General features: G+C 73.3%; 12 protein-coding genes, 1 tRNA gene and 1 riboswitch. Of the genes, 10 read left to right on the forward strand and 3 right to left on the reverse strand.

What is annotated here, in order from left to right:
• Nucleotides 1–35 precede the first annotated feature (35 nt).
• Both ACIRRH_RS18490 and ACIRRH_RS18495 read left to right on the forward strand, forming a co-directional pair.
• Nucleotides 36–1,508 carry an NAD-dependent malic enzyme gene (locus ACIRRH_RS18490; protein WP_403068076.1) on the forward strand — a complete coding sequence of 491 codons (1,473 nt, stop codon included), beginning with the start codon at nucleotides 36–38 and terminating at the stop codon, nucleotides 1,506–1,508.
• 508 nt (nucleotides 1,509–2,016) lie between these two features.
• Nucleotides 2,017–2,301: an HU family DNA-binding protein gene (locus ACIRRH_RS18495; RefSeq protein ID WP_030242980.1), complete on the forward strand. Its 285-nt coding sequence runs from the start codon at nucleotides 2,017–2,019 to the stop codon at nucleotides 2,299–2,301.
• A 73-nt stretch (nucleotides 2,302–2,374) separates the two neighbouring features.
• Here ACIRRH_RS18495 and murA read toward each other — a convergent pair whose 3' ends face one another.
• On the reverse strand, nucleotides 2,375–3,715 hold the full coding sequence (gene murA, locus ACIRRH_RS18500) for a UDP-N-acetylglucosamine 1-carboxyvinyltransferase (protein ID WP_224282584.1): 1,341 nt from the start codon (nucleotides 3,713–3,715) through the stop codon (nucleotides 2,375–2,377).
• Nucleotides 3,716–4,020: 305 nt separating this feature from the next.
• On the opposite strand from murA, the gene ACIRRH_RS18505 reads away from it, so the two are divergent.
• From ACIRRH_RS18505 to ACIRRH_RS18530, 6 genes are all read left to right on the forward strand, one after another.
• Nucleotides 4,021–4,605 carry a YqgE/AlgH family protein gene (locus ACIRRH_RS18505; protein ID WP_403068079.1) on the forward strand — a complete coding sequence of 195 codons (585 nt, stop codon included), beginning with the start codon at nucleotides 4,021–4,023 and terminating at the stop codon, nucleotides 4,603–4,605.
• 62 nt (nucleotides 4,606–4,667) lie between these two features.
• Nucleotides 4,668–4,946, forward strand: coding sequence for a DUF3039 domain-containing protein (locus tag ACIRRH_RS18510; protein ID WP_224282582.1), 279 nt, complete (start codon nucleotides 4,668–4,670; stop codon nucleotides 4,944–4,946).
• Nucleotides 4,947–5,064: 118 nt separating this feature from the next.
• The gene (locus ACIRRH_RS18515) at nucleotides 5,065–6,675 is read left to right on the forward strand and encodes a beta-N-acetylhexosaminidase (protein WP_403068082.1); all 1,611 of its coding nucleotides are present in this window, start codon (nucleotides 5,065–5,067) and stop codon (nucleotides 6,673–6,675) included.
• 302 nt (nucleotides 6,676–6,977) lie between these two features.
• Nucleotides 6,978–7,844 carry an FAD binding domain-containing protein gene (locus ACIRRH_RS18520; RefSeq protein ID WP_363386089.1) on the forward strand — a complete coding sequence of 289 codons (867 nt, stop codon included), beginning with the start codon at nucleotides 6,978–6,980 and terminating at the stop codon, nucleotides 7,842–7,844.
• Nucleotides 7,841–9,079 (forward strand): 2Fe-2S iron-sulfur cluster-binding protein, encoded by a 1,239-nt coding sequence (locus ACIRRH_RS18525; protein WP_403068085.1) that lies wholly within the window; start codon nucleotides 7,841–7,843, stop codon nucleotides 9,077–9,079. Before ACIRRH_RS18520 ends, ACIRRH_RS18525 begins: the two co-directional genes overlap by 4 nt.
• Nucleotides 9,076–11,403 (forward strand): xanthine dehydrogenase family protein molybdopterin-binding subunit, encoded by a 2,328-nt coding sequence (locus ACIRRH_RS18530; protein ID WP_403068088.1) that lies wholly within the window; start codon nucleotides 9,076–9,078, stop codon nucleotides 11,401–11,403. Before ACIRRH_RS18525 ends, ACIRRH_RS18530 begins: the two co-directional genes overlap by 4 nt.
• A gap of 93 nt (nucleotides 11,404–11,496) precedes the next feature.
• On the opposite strand, the gene ACIRRH_RS18535 is transcribed toward ACIRRH_RS18530, so the two are convergent.
• A tRNA-Cys gene (locus ACIRRH_RS18535) sits at nucleotides 11,497–11,568 on the reverse strand.
• A gap of 85 nt (nucleotides 11,569–11,653) precedes the next feature.
• Nucleotides 11,654–11,719: riboswitch (guanidine-III (ykkC-III) riboswitch) on the forward strand.
• A 44-nt stretch (nucleotides 11,720–11,763) separates the two neighbouring features.
• On the opposite strand from ACIRRH_RS18535, the gene ACIRRH_RS18540 reads away from it, so the two are divergent.
• Entirely contained in the window at nucleotides 11,764–12,078 is a 315-nt protein-coding gene (locus ACIRRH_RS18540) for an SMR family transporter (RefSeq protein ID WP_363385630.1), read from the forward strand.
• A 94-nt stretch (nucleotides 12,079–12,172) separates the two neighbouring features.
• A complete protein-coding gene (locus tag ACIRRH_RS18545; RefSeq protein ID WP_403068091.1) occupies nucleotides 12,173–13,612 on the forward strand; it encodes an MFS transporter in 1,440 nt (479 codons plus the stop codon).
• A 3-nt stretch (nucleotides 13,613–13,615) separates the two neighbouring features.
• On the opposite strand, the gene ACIRRH_RS18550 is transcribed toward ACIRRH_RS18545, so the two are convergent.
• Nucleotides 13,616–14,917, reverse strand: a complete 1,302-nt coding sequence (locus ACIRRH_RS18550) for a hypothetical protein (RefSeq protein ID WP_403068094.1) — start codon at nucleotides 14,915–14,917, stop codon at nucleotides 13,616–13,618.
• Nucleotides 14,918–15,301: the final 384 nt, after the last annotated feature.

The following is a 15,301-nucleotide window of genomic DNA, read 5'->3' on the forward strand; positions in this document are numbered from 1 at the left end:
TGAGCCTGCGGGACAGACGGAAGAAGGAAGCGTCGATGGCGACGGTGCCCAGTGTCTCCAACTCGATCACGGTACGGCTGGAGGTCCCGGCCCGGGGCAACGCCGTCAGTGCGATCACCACGGCCGTGGAGTCCTCCGGCGGATCGGTGACCGGTCTCGACGTCACCGCCTCCGGCCTGGAGGCACTGCGGATCGACGTCACGGTGGCGGCCTCCTCGGTCGCGCACGGCGAGGAGATCGTCGAGAAGCTGCGTGCGATCGACGGCGTGTCGATCGGCAAGGTCTCGGACCGCACCTTCCTGATGCACCTCGGCGGCAAGATCGAGATGTCCTCCAAGCTGCCGATCCGCAACCGTGACGACCTCAGCATGATCTACACCCCGGGTGTCGCCCGGGTCTGCATGGCGATCGCGGAGAACCCGGAGGACGCCCGCCGCCTGACCATCAAGCGCAACAGCGTCGCCGTGGTCACCGACGGCTCGGCGGTGCTGGGCCTGGGCAACATCGGCCCGGAGGCCGCGCTGCCGGTCATGGAGGGCAAGGCGGCCCTGTTCAAGCGCTTCGCCGGGATCGACGCCTGGCCGATCTGCCTGGACACCCAGGACACCGACGAGATCGTCGCCATCGTCAAGGCGATCGCCCCGGGCTTCGCCGGGATCAACCTGGAGGACATCTCCGCGCCGCGCTGCTTCGAGATCGAGGCCCGGCTGCGCGAGGCCCTGGACATCCCGGTCTTCCATGACGACCAGCACGGCACCGCGATCGTGGTGCTGGCCGCCCTCACCAACGCGCTGAAGGTGGTCGGCAAGGAGATCGCCGACATCCGCGTGGTGATGTCGGGCGCCGGCGCCGCCGGCACCGCGATCCTCAAGCTGCTGATGGCGGCCGGCGTCGAGCACGCCACCGTGGCGGACGTGCACGGCGTGGTCCACCTGGGCCGCGGGGACCTCAACGAGAACCTGCGCTGGATCGCCGAGCACACCAACCGTTCGGGCCGCACCGGCAGCCTCAAGGAGGCCGTGGCGGGCGCCGACGTCTTCATCGGCGTCTCGGCCCCGAACGTCCTGGACGGCGACGACCTGGCCACCATGGCCGAGGACGCGATCGTCTTCGCGCTGGCCAACCCGGACCCGGAGGTCGACCCGGCCGTCGCCCGGCAGACTGCCGCCGTGGTCGCCACCGGCCGCAGCGACTTCCCGAACCAGATCAACAACGTGCTGGTCTTCCCGGGCGTCTTCCGCGGCCTGCTGGACGCCCAGAGCCGCACCGTCAACACCGAGATGATGATCGCCGCCGCCCGGGCGCTGGCCACCACCGTGGCCGACGACGAGCTGAACGCGAACTACATCATCCCGAGCGTGTTCCACAAGGACGTCGCCAAGACCGTCGCCTCGGCGGTGCGCGAGGCGGCCCTGGCGGGGGCCCAGGAGGCCCCCGTGCCGGCCCGTCCGACCCCCGGCATCGTCGGCACCCTCGACACCGCCGCGTTCCCCACCGTCAAGCTCTGACGGCCGGACGGGGCGACGTGTCGCGGATCGCTCAAATGTGCGAATAGCGGTCATACCCGCCCAGCCCGCCCCGAACCCTTGCGACACAAGGGCGAGGGGCGTGTTTGGGCTTGTCAGTCCTAGGGCGTACCGTAGCCCTGCACGGGGCAGGCGTGTCCGACAAGTACGGAACGTCCCCCTGGTCTTCCGGCGTGTCGTCCCGACCGCCGCCCGCGCCCGGTCCGCCGGAGCCGACGGAGCGTCATACCTCCAACGGGCGGGCTATGTTCGGGTGGCTCGGCCGGGGCCCGATTGGCTTTCTCGGGGCCGGTCGGGGCAGGATTCGTATTCAGGCGGGCGGGCGGGCCTTCGACGGCTCCGGCGCGCGGCATCGGGTACGGACCCGGCCTGCGACCACGCATTGCCTGCATGAGCACAGTGTGCGGACCTGCGGCCCATCCGGGTGCCCCCCGGTGGGAGTACCGATGGGCCCCCGCGCACCGCAAGCGAACAGACCACAGGAGTACACATGAACCGCAGTGAGCTGGTGGCCGCGCTGTCCGAGCGCGCCGAGGTGACCCGCAAGGACGCCGACGCCGTTCTGGCCGCCTTCGCCGAGATCGTCGGCGAGGTCGTCGCCAAGGGCGACGAGAAGGTCACCATCCCCGGTTTCCTGACCTTCGAGCGCACCCACCGCGCTGCCCGCACCGCCCGCAACCCGCAGACCGGCGAGCCGATCCAGATCGCCGCGGGCTACAGCGCCAAGGTGAGCGCCGGCTCCAAGCTGAAGGAAGCCGCCAAGGGCGCTGCCTGAGCCACCCCTTGAACGCCCGAGAGGCCGGGCTCCCCAGCGGGGAGCCCGGCCTCTCGCCGTCGTGACCGGACCGTCAGGCGTCGACCAGCTGCTCGCTGGGCAGCTCGACGTGGGCGCCCAGGTCGCGCAGCTTGTCCATGAAGTTCTCGTAGCCGCGGTTGATCAGGTCGATGCCGTGCACGGTCGAGGTGCCCTCGGCCGCCAGCGCCGCGATCAGGTACGAGAAGCCGCCGCGCAGGTCCGGGATGACCAGCTCGGAGCCGATCAGCTTGGACGGGCCGGAGACGACCGCGGAGTGCAGGAAGTTGCGGGCGCCGAAGCGGCACGGGGTGGCGCCCAGGCACTCGCGGTAGAGCTGGATGTGCGCGCCCATCTGGTTCAGCGCGCCGGTGAAGCCGAGCCGCGACTCGTACACCGTCTCGTGGATGATGGACAGGCCGGTGGCCTGGGTCAGCGCGACCACCAGCGGCTGCTGCCAGTCGGTCTGGAAGCCCGGGTGCACGTCGGTCTCCAGGGCGATCGCCTTGAGCTCGCCGCCCGGGTGCCAGAAGCGGATGCCCTCGTCGTCCACCTCGAAGGCGCCGCCGACCTTCCGGAAGGTGTTCAGGAAGGTCATCATCTCCAGCTGGCGGGCGCCGCGGACGTAGATGTCGCCCTTGGTGGCGAGCGCCGCGCAGGCCCAGGAGGCGGCCTCCAGGCGGTCCGGCAGCGCGCGGTGGTTGTAGCCGTTCAGCTCGTCCACGCCGGTGATCAGGATGGTCCGGTCGGTGCCCAGCGTGATGATCGCGCCCATCTTCTGCAGGACGCAGATCAGGTCGACGATCTCCGGCTCGATGGCCGCGTTGCGCAGCTCGGTGACGCCCTCGGCGAGCACCGCGGTGAGCAGCACCTGCTCGGTCGCGCCGACCGAGGGGTAGGGCAGCTCGATCCTGGTGCCGCGCAGGCGCTGCGGCGCGACCAGGTAGGTGCCCTGCGGGTGCTTCTCGATGGTGGCGCCGAACTGGCGCAGCACCTCGAAGTGGAAGTCGACCGGGCGGCCGCCGATGTCGCAGCCGCCCAGGCCGGGGATGAAGGCGTGGCCGAGGCGGTGCAGCAGCGGGCCGCAGAACAGGATCGGGATCCGCGAGGAGCCGGCGTGTGCGTCGATGTCGGCGACGTTGGCGCTCTCGACGTGCGAGGGGTCGAGGATCAGCTCGCCGTCCTCGTCGCCGGCGCGCACGGTCACGCCGTGCAGCTGCAGCAGGCCGCGGACCACCTTGACGTCGCGGATGTCCGGGACGTTGCGCAGTCTGCTGGGGCCCTGGCCGAGGAGGGCGGCGACCATGGCCTTGGGTACCAGGTTCTTCGCACCGCGGACACGGATCTCGCCTTCGAGCGGGTTTCCGCCGTGGACCAGCAGGACGTCGTCGGTCATCGTTCTCGCAATCCGGGGTGCCAGAGGAGTCGGGGGGAGTGGGCTCCGGGAGAGAGCCGGTGGTGGGCCGGTCGTACGGGCGCGTTCGGGCCCCCGGCGAAACCGAGTCGGCACCGTATGAGGGCGTCCACCAGACGTAGATGGTAGTAGGCGTGCGGTCGGTTCCCGTGAGCCTCTCCCGTGATGGTGCTCTCTCCGGGCCCGTACCCGCTCCCCCGGTGCGGCCGTACGGGTGTTCGTCCGGCGTGGCGGGTTTCCTGGCGTTGCGGTGTCCGAGCAGTGCCGTTCTGCGGGATCATGTGGGCATGACGGCGGCCCATTCCCACGGAGGCCGGTCCCACACCGGCCGTCTGCTCGTCGCGACGCCCCTGCTCACCGACCCGAACTTCGCGCGGGCGGTGGTGCTGCTCCTCGACCACGACGCCGAGGGGGCGCTCGGCGTGGTCCTCAACCGGCCGACGCCGGTCGAGGTGGGCAGCGTGCTGGACGGCTGGAACAGACTCGTCGGACAGCCGGCCGTGGTGTTCCAGGGCGGCCCGGTGGCGCTGGACTCGGCGCTCGGCCTCGCGGTGGCGCCGGGGGAGCCGGGCACCGGCGAGCCGCTCGGCTGGCGCCGGGTGCACGGTGCGATCGGCCTGGTCGACCTGGAGGCGCCGCCCGAGGTGCTGGCCGGCGAGCTGGGCAGCCTGCGGATCTTCGCCGGGTACGCCGGCTGGTCGCCGGGGCAGCTGGAGACCGAGCTGGAGAGCGGCGCCTGGTACCTGGTGGACTGCGAGCCCGGGGACGTCTCCAGCCCCGAGCCGGAGCGGCTGTGGCGCTCGGTGCTGCGCCGCCAGCGCGGTCCGCTCGCCCTGCTGGCGACCTACCCGGACGACCCGACGATGAACTGAGCCACCGGCCCGGCGGCGCGACACTGGCCGGGTTTCCGGAGGCGCCCATAGACTTGGCACCCATGAGCACTCTTGAGCCCGAGCGCGGCCTCGGCACCGGCACCCTGGTCGAGCCCGTCCCGCAGGTGTCCAACGGGGACGGCGACCACGAGCGCTTCGCGCACTACGTCCAGAAGGACAAGATCATGGAGAGCGCGCTCTCCGGGTCTCCCGTGGTGGCGCTCTGCGGCAAGGTGTGGGTGCCCGGGCGCGACCCGAAGAAGTACCCGGTCTGCCCGATGTGCAAGGAGATCTACGACGGCATCGGCAAGCCGCAGGGCGGCGACGGCGACAACAAGTAGTCCGCGGCGCCCCGCGCGACACCCTTGTGCGCGGCGCCCCGCACAACGCCGTTTTGCATGGCACCCGGTTTCCCCGGTGGTCTATGCCAATCGTCCGGGGCGTGGGCAGGATGTCGGAATGGACCTCATTCCCGCACCTTCGAGTGCCGTGCGCCGCCCGGACGAGGACTACCCGCTCGACGCCGCCACCACGCTGACCGCACCCCCCGCGCTGGCCGACGCCGAGCGCTGGCTGCGGGCCACGCTGACCGCCGCCACCGGGCTGCCGCTCGGCCCGGGCCGGCCGGGTGCGGGCATCGAGCTGGTCCAGGACGGGGCGCTCGCCGCCGAGGCGTACCGGATCACGGTGCGCCCCGGCCACGCCCTGCTCGCCGCGGGCGGCCCGGCGGGCGCGCTGTGGGGCGCGCAGACCCTGCGGCAGCTGCTCGGGCCGGACGCCTACCGCCGCTCGCCGCTGCGCCGCGAGGGCTGGGTGCTGCCCGGCGCCGACATCGCGGACGCCCCCCGGTTCGGCTGGCGCGGCGTGCTGCTCGACGTCGCCCGGCACTTCCTGCCCAAGTCGGACGTGCTGCGCTTCGTCGACCTGCTGGCCGCGCACAAGCTCAACGTGCTGCACCTGCACCTGACCGACGACCAGGGCTGGCGGGTGGAGATCAGGCGCTACCCGAGGCTGACCGGGCGCGGCGCCTGGCGGGATCGCTCGATGGTGGGCTACCGGGCCGGGGAGCGCCGCGACGACCGCCCGCACGGCGGCTACTACACCCAGGACGACCTGCGCGAGATCGTCGCCTACGCGGCCGCCCGCGGGGTCACCGTCGTCCCGGAGATCGACCTGCCCGGCCACACCCAGGCCGCCGTCGCCGCCTACCCCGAGCTGGGCAACACCGATGTGGTGGACACCGCCGCGCTCGGGGTCTGGACCGACTGGGGGGTGAGCCACAACGTGCTCAACGCCTCCGAGGAGACCCTGCGCTTCTTCGAGGCGGTGCTGGAGGAGGTCCTGGAGCTCTTCCCCTCGGAGTTCATCCACCTCGGCGGCGACGAGTGCCCCAAGGAGCAGTGGAAGGACAGCGCTGCCGCGCAGGCGCGGATACGCGAGCTGGGCCTGGCCAACGAGGACGAACTGCAGAGCCACCTCATCCGGCACTTCGACCACTGGCTGGCCGAGCGCGGCCGCCGGCTGATCGGCTGGGACGAGATCCTGGAGGGCGGCCTCGCCCCGGGCGCGGCGGTCTCCTCCTGGCGCGGCTTCGGCGGCGGGATCGCCGCCGCGAAGGCCGGCCACGACGTGGTGATGTGCCCCGAGCAGCACGTCTACTTCGACCACCGGCAGGCGGACGGGCCGGACGAGCCGATCCCGGTCGGCTTCGTGCGCACGCTGGAGGACGTCTACCGGTTCGAGCCGGTCCCGAAGCAGCTGGACGAGGCCGCCGCCCGGCACGTGATCGGCACCCAGGCCAACCTGTGGAGCGAGTTCATGGACAGCGCCCGGGACATCGACTACCGGGCCTTCCCCCGGTTGGTCGCCTTCGCCGAGGTCGCCTGGTCCGAGCTGCCCGCCGAGCCGGCCGAGCGGGACTTCGCCGGTTTCGAGCAGCGGCTGACGACACACCTGAAGGCGTTGGACGCGCTCGGCGTCGAGTACCGTCCGCCCGGCGGGCCGCACCCCTGGCAGCGTTGGCCCGGGGTGGCCGGCCGGCCGATCGAGGGGCCGCCGCCGGTCCGTTAGTCCTACTCATCGGGAACTTCTGAGCGGTCATCCGACGTCAAGAACAGATGAACATCTGCCCTGGCCCGAGGCGGGTCGGGGCAGATACCGCCCGGTATCAGTCCCAATCGGGCAGTCCCGTTCACCGGCCCCGAAATGATCATCGAGCATTGTGTGCCAGAGTTGCCCAACCCGGCCCGATCGCCCGTACCCTACGGGCCAGGCCGGGCTGCTGACGCAGGACAGCACGGCCGAAGGCCGGCGGGCGGCAGGCGATCGATGAGCAAGTGGAGCACGGTGGGACCCAGGTGAACCGGACGATCATGCTGCCGGCCTCCCTCGATGAGGCCGTCGACGCGCTGGCCGCCGCCCCGGCCGCGGTACCGGTGGCCGGAGCCACCGACCTGATGGAAGCCGTCAACGCCGGACGGCTGCGCCCCGCCGCCCTGGTCGGCCTCGGCCGGATCACCGAACTGCGCGGCTGGCGCTACGAGGACGGCGGCACCGCCGTGCTCGGCGCCGGACTCACCCACGCCCGGATGGACCGCCCCGACTTCGCCGCGCTCATTCCCGCGCTCGCGGACGCCGCCCGCACCGCCGGCCCGCCGCAGGTCCGCAACGTCGGCACCCTCGGCGGGAACATCGTCAGCGCCGCCCCGGCCGGCGACACCCTCCCGGTGCTCACCGCGCTGGAGGCAAGCGTCACCCTGGCCCGGGCCGGCGGCACCCGCGAGGTGCCGGTCAGTCACCTGCTCACCGGACTCGACCCGGTGCGCCCCGGCGAACTGCTCACCTGGGTGCGCGTCCCGCTGCTGCACGCCCCGCAGGTCTTCCTCAAGGCCACCGGCCGCAGCGGCCCGGCCCGCGCCACCGCCTCCGTCGCGCTCGTCCTCGACCCGGCCCGGCGCGCGGTGCGCTGCGCCGTCGGGGCCGTCGCGCCGGTGCCGCTGCGCCCGCTGGAGGCCGAGGCCTGGGTGGCCGGCTGCATCGACTGGGACGGCAGCCGGGAGATCGACCCGGCCGCGACCGCCGCCTTCGGCGAGTACGTGGCCGCCGCCTGCGTCCCCGACAACTACGGTGCCGAGGGCGCCTGGGAGGCCGTGACCGAGGGGCCGACCGCGGCCGCCGTTCGGCTGCGGCGTACCGTATCGGTGCTGGCCCGACGGGCACTGGGAAGGGCGCTGAAGTGACCACAGACCCCATCGAGACCCTGGACGCCGACCCGCTCGGCCCCTCCCCGCAGGTCAGCCGCGAGCTGCGCCCGTGCGCCTCGTACACGCTGCGGGTCAACGGTTTCGAACGGCCCGTCACCGACGCGTGGATCGGCGAGAGCCTGCTCTACGTGCTGCGCGAGCGGCTCGGTCTGGCCGGCGCCAAGGACGGCTGCGAGCAGGGCGAGTGCGGGGCCTGCTCGGTGCAGGTGGACGGCCAGCTGGTGGCCGGCTGCCTGGTGCCCGCCGCCCTGGCCGCCGACAGCGAGATCAACACCGTCGAGGGCCTGTCGGCCGCCGGCGGCGCGAGCGACGTCCAGCAGGCACTGGCCGCCTCCGGCGCCGTCCAGTGCGGCTACTGCACCCCCGGCATGGCGATGGCGGTGCACGACCTCCTCCAGCGCAACCACCGGCCCACCGAGGTGGAGGCCCGCCAGGCGCTCTGCGGCAACCTCTGCCGCTGCACCGGCTACCGGGGCGTGCTGGCCGCCGTCCAGACCGTCGCGGACGCCCGCGCGCTGGAGGCCGAGCAGGCGGAGGAGGCCGTCGAGCCCGCTCCCGAGGCGCCGGCCGAGCCGGCCGCCGGCCCGGTCGCCGAGCTGCCGGTGGACCTGCCCGTCGAACCCGGGCAGGCCGTCGAGCCGCCGGTCTACACCGACGCCGAAGCCTGGATCGAGCACGTCCCGCAGCAGCCCGTCGAGCCTCACCCGGCCGCCCACCCCGCGGCGCAGCACCCCGTCGAGCCGCACCCCGTCGAGCCGCACCCCGTCGAGCAGGCCCCGGCCGGGCTGCCGTACGGCGACCCCCAGGGCGGCTACGACACCGGCGTGTACGACACCACCGTGCTGGCCCCGATCCGGGACGGCATCCCCGCCCAGGCCGCCGACGACCAGGTGTACTACCCGCCGCAGGGCTACCCCGAGCAGCCGTACCAGGCCACCCCCGCCCACGGCACCTACGTGCCCTACCCGGACGGCCACCAGCAGCAGAACGGCTACGACACCGGGTACGACGCCCCGGTCTACGAGCCCACCCCCGCGCACGGCACCCCGCTGCCCGGCGCCGCCTACGACGGCACGCCGCCGCACGGCACCCCGTACGCCGCCCCGCACCCGCACGGTGCCCCGGTCGAGGGCGCCGCCCCGGCCGGTGTCCCGTACGGCGCCACCCCCGCCCACGGCATCCGGCTCCCCGAGGACGACCACGCATCATGACGTCGCCTACCGACATCGGCGCAGCACTCCAGCAGGACGGCGGCGAGGGCGGCGCGCCGGAGCCGACCGGCCTGGGCAGCTCCCCGCTGCGCAGCGACGCGCTGCCCAAGGCGCTCGGCATCTACCCGTACGCGGCCGACCTGTGGGCCGAGGGGCTGCTGTGGGGCGCGGTGCTGCGCTCACCGCACCCGCACGCCCGGATCCGCGGGATCGACACCTCGGCCGCGCTGGCGCTGCCCGGGGTGCACGCCGTGGTCACCGCCGCCGACCTGCCGCCCGGCCCGGACGGCACCCCCGACGGCGCCCCGGCCGGGCCGATCGTCTCCGACCGGCCGGTGCTGGCCGCCGGCGTGGTGCGCCACCACGGCGAGCCGATCGCCGCGGTGGCCGCCGACCACCCGGACACCGCCCGGCTGGCGGTCGGGCTGATCGCGGTCGACTACGAGCCGCTGGAGGCCGTCACCGACCCCGAGCAGTCCTTCACCGCGCCGCCACTGCACCCGGACGGCAACCTGTTCCGCCACCTGCCGCTGCGCTGCGGGGACCCGGACGCGGTGGGCGAGATCGTCGTCGAGGGCCTCTACCAGGTCGGCCGGCAGGACCCGGCCCCGCTCGGCGCCGAGGCCGGTCTGGCCGTGCCGCGCCCGGACGGCGGCGTCGAGCTGCACCTGTCCTCCACCGACCCGCACGGCGACCGCGACCGCACCGCCGCCTGCCTCGGCCTGGAGCCGGACCGGGTCCGGCTGGTGGTCACCGGCGTGCCCGGCGCCACCACCGACCGCGAGGACCTCTCCTTCCAGGTCACCCTGGCCCTGCTGGCGCTGCGCACCGGCCGCCCGGTGAAGATGACGCTCACCCGCGAGGAGTCCTTCCAGACCCACACCTCGCGCCACCCCGCGCTCCTGCGGTACCGCCACCACGCCGACGCCGAGGGCACCCTGGTGAAGGTCGAGGCGCAGATCCTGCTGGACGGCGGCGCCTACGCGGACGTCTCCGCCGAGGCGCTGGCCGCCGCGACGGCCTTCTCGGCCGGCCCGTACGTCTGCCCGAACGTCTTCGTGGACGCCTGGGCGGTGCGCACCAACAACCCGCCGGCCGGCCGGATGCGCGGCGAGGGCGCCCTGCAGGCCTGCTTCGCGTACGAGTCGCAGCTGGACCAGCTGGCCGCCCGGATCGGTGTGGACCCGGTGGAGATCCGCCGCCGCAACGCGATGTCCACCGGCGACCCGCTGCCCACCGGACAGGCCGTCACCTGCCCGGCGCCGGTGCGCGCCCTGCTCGACGCGGTCGCCGCCGAGCCGCTGCCGGCGCTGCCGGTGGACGACCCGGACGCCGAGTGGCTGCTGCCCGGCGGGCCCGGCGGCGCGGGCGACCCGGCGGCGGTGCGGCGCGGCATCGGCTACGCCGTCGGCATGGTGCACATGCTGGGCGCCGAGGGCGAGGACGAGGTCTCCACGGCGACCGTGCGGGTCAGCGGCGACCACGCCACGGTGATCTGCGCGGCCGTCGATGCCGGACAGGGCTTCGCCACGCTGGCCCGGCAGATCGTGCAGACCGTGCTGGGCGTCAGCGAGGTCTACATCGCGCCGGCCGACAGCGACCAGTCGATCGCCGGGCCGTCCGCCCGCGGCCGGCACACCTGGGTCTCCGGCGGCGCCGTCGAGCGGGCCGCGCTGATGGTCCGCCACCAGCTGCTGCAGCCGATCGCGGCGAACTTCGGGATGTCGGCGGAGCTGCTCCAGATCGCCGACGGCAAGATCACCTCGTACGACGGGGTGCTCGGCATGCCGGTCGCCGAGGCACTGGAGGGCAAGGAGCTGTGGGCCACCGCGCAGTGCCGCCCGCACCCCACCGAGCCGCTGGACGAGGCCGGGCAGGGCGACGCCTTCGTCTCCATCTCGTTCTGCGCCATGCGCGCGGTGGTGGACGTGGACATCGAGCTGGGCGCCGTGCGGGTGGTCGAGATGACGGTCGCCCAGGACGTCGGCCGGGCGCTGAACCCGCGCCAGATCGAGGACCGGATCGAGGCGGGGGTGGCCCAGGGCGTGGGCCTGGCGCTGCTGGAGGACCTGCGGACGGAGGGCGGGGTGCTCCAGAACCCCTCGCTCACCGGCTACCGGCTGCCCACCGCGCTGGACACCCCGGAGGTGCGGATCGCCACGCTGCTGGAGGAGCGCGACGTGGTGGCCCCGTTCGGCGCCAAGGCGGTCGGCGCCGTTCCCGCGGTGGTCGCCCCGGCGGCCGTCGCCGCGGCCGTGCGCGCCGCCACCGGCCTGCCGGTCGGCCGGCTGCCGATCCGGGCGGAGGACGCCGTCACGGCCTGACCGGATTCCCCGGACAGCGACGGAAACGACGGAAACAGCGAAAAGGAATTGCCGGACGACTTTCGGAGTCGACCGGCAATTCCTTTTCCGGTGAGGCCATGGCGGGAATCGAACCCGCGTGCACCGCTTTGCAGACGGTTCCCTAAGCCACTCGGGCACACGGCCAGTGAATTCATAGTGGCCGATCCGGGGGAGAGGGGTCAACGCCCCTTTGTAAATTCTGTATGGCAGTGTGTGCTACCGTCGCGGACAGGTGGCGGCATTTCCGCCACCCCGGACGAGCGCGTCGTACCCGGTGACGACAAGACGGCGCAGTTCAGCGGCAATCCGGCCGCTGTGGACTGCGGAGGTACCACTGTCGTGGCCTGGCTCGTTCTGATCGTCTCGGGTTTCCTGGAGACCGTGTGGGCGGTCGCCCTGGAATCGTCCAAGGGCTTCACCCGCCTCGTTCCCAGCCTCGTCTTCGGCGTCGCACTGCTGCTCAGCATGGGCGGTCTGGCGTACGCGATGCGCACCATTCCGATCGGCACCGGCTACGCCGCCTGGGTCGGCATCGGCGCGGTCGGCACCGCGGTCTACGGCATGGCCGTCCTGGGGGACCCGGCGACCATGGCCCGGATCGTCTGCCTGCTGCTGATCGTCTCCGGCGTGGTGGGCCTCAAGGTGCTGCACTGACCTGCGCCGCGCCGCCGTCCCAGGACCCGGGGCCGAGCCGATCACCGACCGGGGTCAGGGGTCATCGAGGCAGACGGCTCTTACGATGTTACGTATGACCACTGCCTCCCCCACCTCGGTCGACCCCGTGCCGATACCCCTCGACGACGACCCCGGTGGCGGGGTGCTCGGCGGCCGCTACCGCGCGCTGACGCTGGGGATCGTCTCGGTGGTCCTGGTGATCGCCTTCGAGGCGACCGCCGTCAACACCGCGATGCCGACGGCGGCCCGCCAGCTGCACGGCGTCTCGCTGTACGCCTTCGCCTTCTCCGGGTACTTCACCAGCACGCTGTTCGCCCTGGTCGTCTCCGGTCAGTGGTGCGACCGGCGCGGCCCGCTGCAACCGCTGTTCACCGGCATCGCGGTGTTCGGCGTCGGCCTGGTGGTGGCCGGGACGGCGCCCGGGATGTGGGTGTTCGTGGCCGGGCGGTCGATCCAGGGCCTGGGCGGCGGGCTGGTGATCGTCGCGCTGTACGTGGTGGTCGGCCGGGCCTATCCGGAGCGGTTGCGGCCGTCCGTGTTCGCGGCCTTCTCCTCGGCCTGGGTGCTGCCCTCGATCGTCGGCCCGCTGGTCGCCGGGGCCGTCACCCAGCACCTGGGCTGGCGCTGGGTGTTCCTGGCCGTGCCGGTGCTGATCCTGCTGCCGCTGGCCGTGATGGGCCCGGCGCTCGCCCGCTCCGAGCGTGAGCACCCGGTGGCCAAGGGCGGCGGTTTCGACCGCCGCCGCACCCGGCTGGCCGCGATGGCGGCGGTCGGCGCCGGCCTGGTGCAGTACGCCGGCCAGCGCCTCGACCTGATCGGGCTGATCCCCGGGGCGGCCGGGGTGGCACTGCTGGCGCCGGCCGTCCTCGGGCTGCTGCCCGCCGGGACGCTGCGCGCGGTGCGCGGACTGCCGGCGGTGATCCTGCTGCGCGGGGTGTCGGCGGGCGCGTTCTTCTCCGCCGAGGTGTTCATCCCGCTGATGATGACCAGCCGGCGCGGCCTCTCGCCGACGCTGGCCGGGCTGACCCTGACCAGCGGCGGCCTCACCTGGGCGCTGGGCTCGTGGCTCCAGGGCCGGCCGGCCGCCGAGCGCTTCCGGGTGCCGATGATCCGGGGCGGCTTCGTGCTGACCGTGGTGGCGATCGGGGGCGCCGCGCTGGTGCTCGTCCCGGCGGTGCCGGCCTGGGTGGCCGCGGTCGCCTGGGGCGTCGGCGGCCTCGGGATGGGGCTGACCATCGCGTCCGTCAGCGTGCTGATGATGAAGCTCTCCAGGCCGGAGGACGCCGGCGCCAACTCGGCCGCGCTCCAGATGAGCGACGCGCTGGGCAACGTGCTGCTCACCGGCCTGGCCGGGGTGCTGTTCGCGGCGCTGGGCGGTGGCTCGGTGGCCGCCCTCCACGACACGGCGGAAGGCGCCGGGTCGCCCGGCGCCTTCGCGGTGGTGTTCCTGACCAGCATCGGGGTGTCGCTGCTGGGAGCGCTGCTCTCCGGCCGGGTCCGCACCCGGACCTGACGGTCAGCCGACGGCGGCGGCGGGGGCCCTGGCCCCCGCCGGGGCGCCGAGGAAGGACTCCCAGCCGTCGGCCGGGGACTGGCCCGGGGCGAGGGTCCGGAGCTTGCGCAGCACCGCCGGGTCCTGGGCGTCCAGCCAGTCGACCAGCTGCCGGAAGGAGACCAGCCGGACCTCCGGCTTGTCCGCGATGGCCTTGAGGACCTCCTCGACGGCGTTCATGTAGATGCCGCCGTTCCACTCCTCGAAGTGGTTGCCGATGACGTACGGCGCCCGGTTGCCGTTGTAGGTGCGCTCGAAGCCCATCAGGTAGGCGTCGCGGGCCTGGGCCTGGAAGCCGGGGTGGAGCGCCGGGTCGGCCCTGGTGTCGGGGCCGCACTGGTTGTACATGATGTTGTAGTCCATCGAGAGCACCTGGAAGGTGTGCCCGGGGAACGGGATGGACTGGAGCGGGAGGTCCCAGAGCGCGCCGCCCTGGATCTTCTGCGGCCACACCTGGGTGCCGTTGCCGCTGCTGTCGTAGCGCCAGCCGCGCTTGACCGCGGTGGGCAGCAGGTTGCGCTGGCCCTCCAGGCACGGGGTGCGGCTGCCGATCAGCTCCTTGCGGTAGTCGAAGGGCAGCGCCGGCAGGTCGGTGAAGCCGGTGTTGGTGCGCCAGTTCGTCACGAAGTCCATCGCCTGCTCGATCTCGCTGTCCCACTCCTCCGGGGACCACTGGCCGACGCCGGTGGAGCCGCAGAAGTGGCCGTTGAAGTGGGTCCCGATCTCGTGGCCCTCCAGCCAGGCCGCGTGCACGTTCTCCAGGGTGTCGCGGATGTGCTGGTCGCTCAGGTAGCCGATGTCGGAGGCGCCGACCGGGTGCTGCGGCGGGCGGTAGAGGTCCTTCTTGGACTCGGGCAGCAGGTAGAGCCCGCTGAGGAAGAAGGTCATCTTCGCGTCGTGCTCCCGGGCCAGCCGGCGGAAGCGGGCGAACAGGCCGTTGTCGAGCTCGCCGGCGCCGTCCCAGGAGAAGACCACGAACTGCGGCGGGCGCCGCCCGGGCCGCAGCTGCCCGGGGACGGGCTGGTGCGGCTGGGCGCCGGTGTCCGAAGTGGAGCCGTCGCCGATCAGGACGGCCTTCGGCGGGGGGATCGGGGCCGGGGCCGGGGTGGCGGTGCTGCCCTGCTCCTCGGCCGTCCCGGTGGCCGGGACGGTGGTGCCGCTCACCCGCTCTCCGCCGGCGGCGTGGTTGCTGCCGCAGCCGGCCGCCAGGGTGGCGGCGGTGACGGCGCCGGCCGTCAGCAGGGTACGGCGGGAGAGGGCTTCCATGGTCACTCCGTTCGTGGGGCGGTGGGCAGCGTGGGGGAGTGCGGAGTCCAGCCGGACACGTGGGTGATAGAACCCGTAACCGGGTCAGCATGGCACGGGGGTGAGACCGGTCGAAGAAGCACGGCGCGCGGTCGTGAGCGATCGCTCGAACGACGCAACCGATCGGACCCGTTGAACCGTCGGTAGCTCGTGTCGGGCGTGTTCCCGCGGCGACCGCATGCGGGAGGCGGCCGTTGCGCTGCGCGACCGGACGCCCACGCGGTGCAGGGAAGAGGCCATCGGCCCTGCCGATCGGCGGGTGCCGATACGACCGTCGTACGGACGTGCTTTACAGTCCGTTCCGGTTGAATTGTTCCCAGGAAACTCCCAGGAAGCGGGGTTCCG

The organism is Kitasatospora sp. NPDC101235 (genome assembly GCF_044767505.1).
GTDB lineage: Bacteria > Actinomycetota > Actinomycetes > Streptomycetales > Streptomycetaceae > Kitasatospora.

Bases quoted from the DNA above. Each gene is read 5' to 3' on its own strand.
- ACIRRH_RS18530 (WP_403068088.1), top strand. From the start codon at position 9,076: ATGACGTCGCCTACCGACATCGGCGCAGCACTCCAGCAGGACGGCGGC.
- ACIRRH_RS18505 (WP_403068079.1), top strand. From the start codon at position 4,021: ATGACGGCGGCCCATTCCCACGGAGGCCGGTCCCACACCGGCCGTCTG.
- ACIRRH_RS18495 (WP_030242980.1), top strand. From the start codon at position 2,017: ATGAACCGCAGTGAGCTGGTGGCCGCGCTGTCCGAGCGCGCCGAGGTG.
- ACIRRH_RS18520 (WP_363386089.1), top strand. From the start codon at position 6,978: ATGCTGCCGGCCTCCCTCGATGAGGCCGTCGACGCGCTGGCCGCCGCC.
- ACIRRH_RS18545 (WP_403068091.1), top strand. From the start codon at position 12,173: ATGACCACTGCCTCCCCCACCTCGGTCGACCCCGTGCCGATACCCCTC.
- ACIRRH_RS18515 (WP_403068082.1), top strand. From the start codon at position 5,065: ATGGACCTCATTCCCGCACCTTCGAGTGCCGTGCGCCGCCCGGACGAG.
- ACIRRH_RS18550 (WP_403068094.1), bottom strand. From the start codon at position 14,917: ATGGAAGCCCTCTCCCGCCGTACCCTGCTGACGGCCGGCGCCGTCACC.
- murA (WP_224282584.1), bottom strand. From the start codon at position 3,715: ATGACCGACGACGTCCTGCTGGTCCACGGCGGAAACCCGCTCGAAGGC.
- ACIRRH_RS18490 (WP_403068076.1), top strand. From the start codon at position 36: ATGGCGACGGTGCCCAGTGTCTCCAACTCGATCACGGTACGGCTGGAG.
- ACIRRH_RS18510 (WP_224282582.1), top strand. From the start codon at position 4,668: ATGAGCACTCTTGAGCCCGAGCGCGGCCTCGGCACCGGCACCCTGGTC.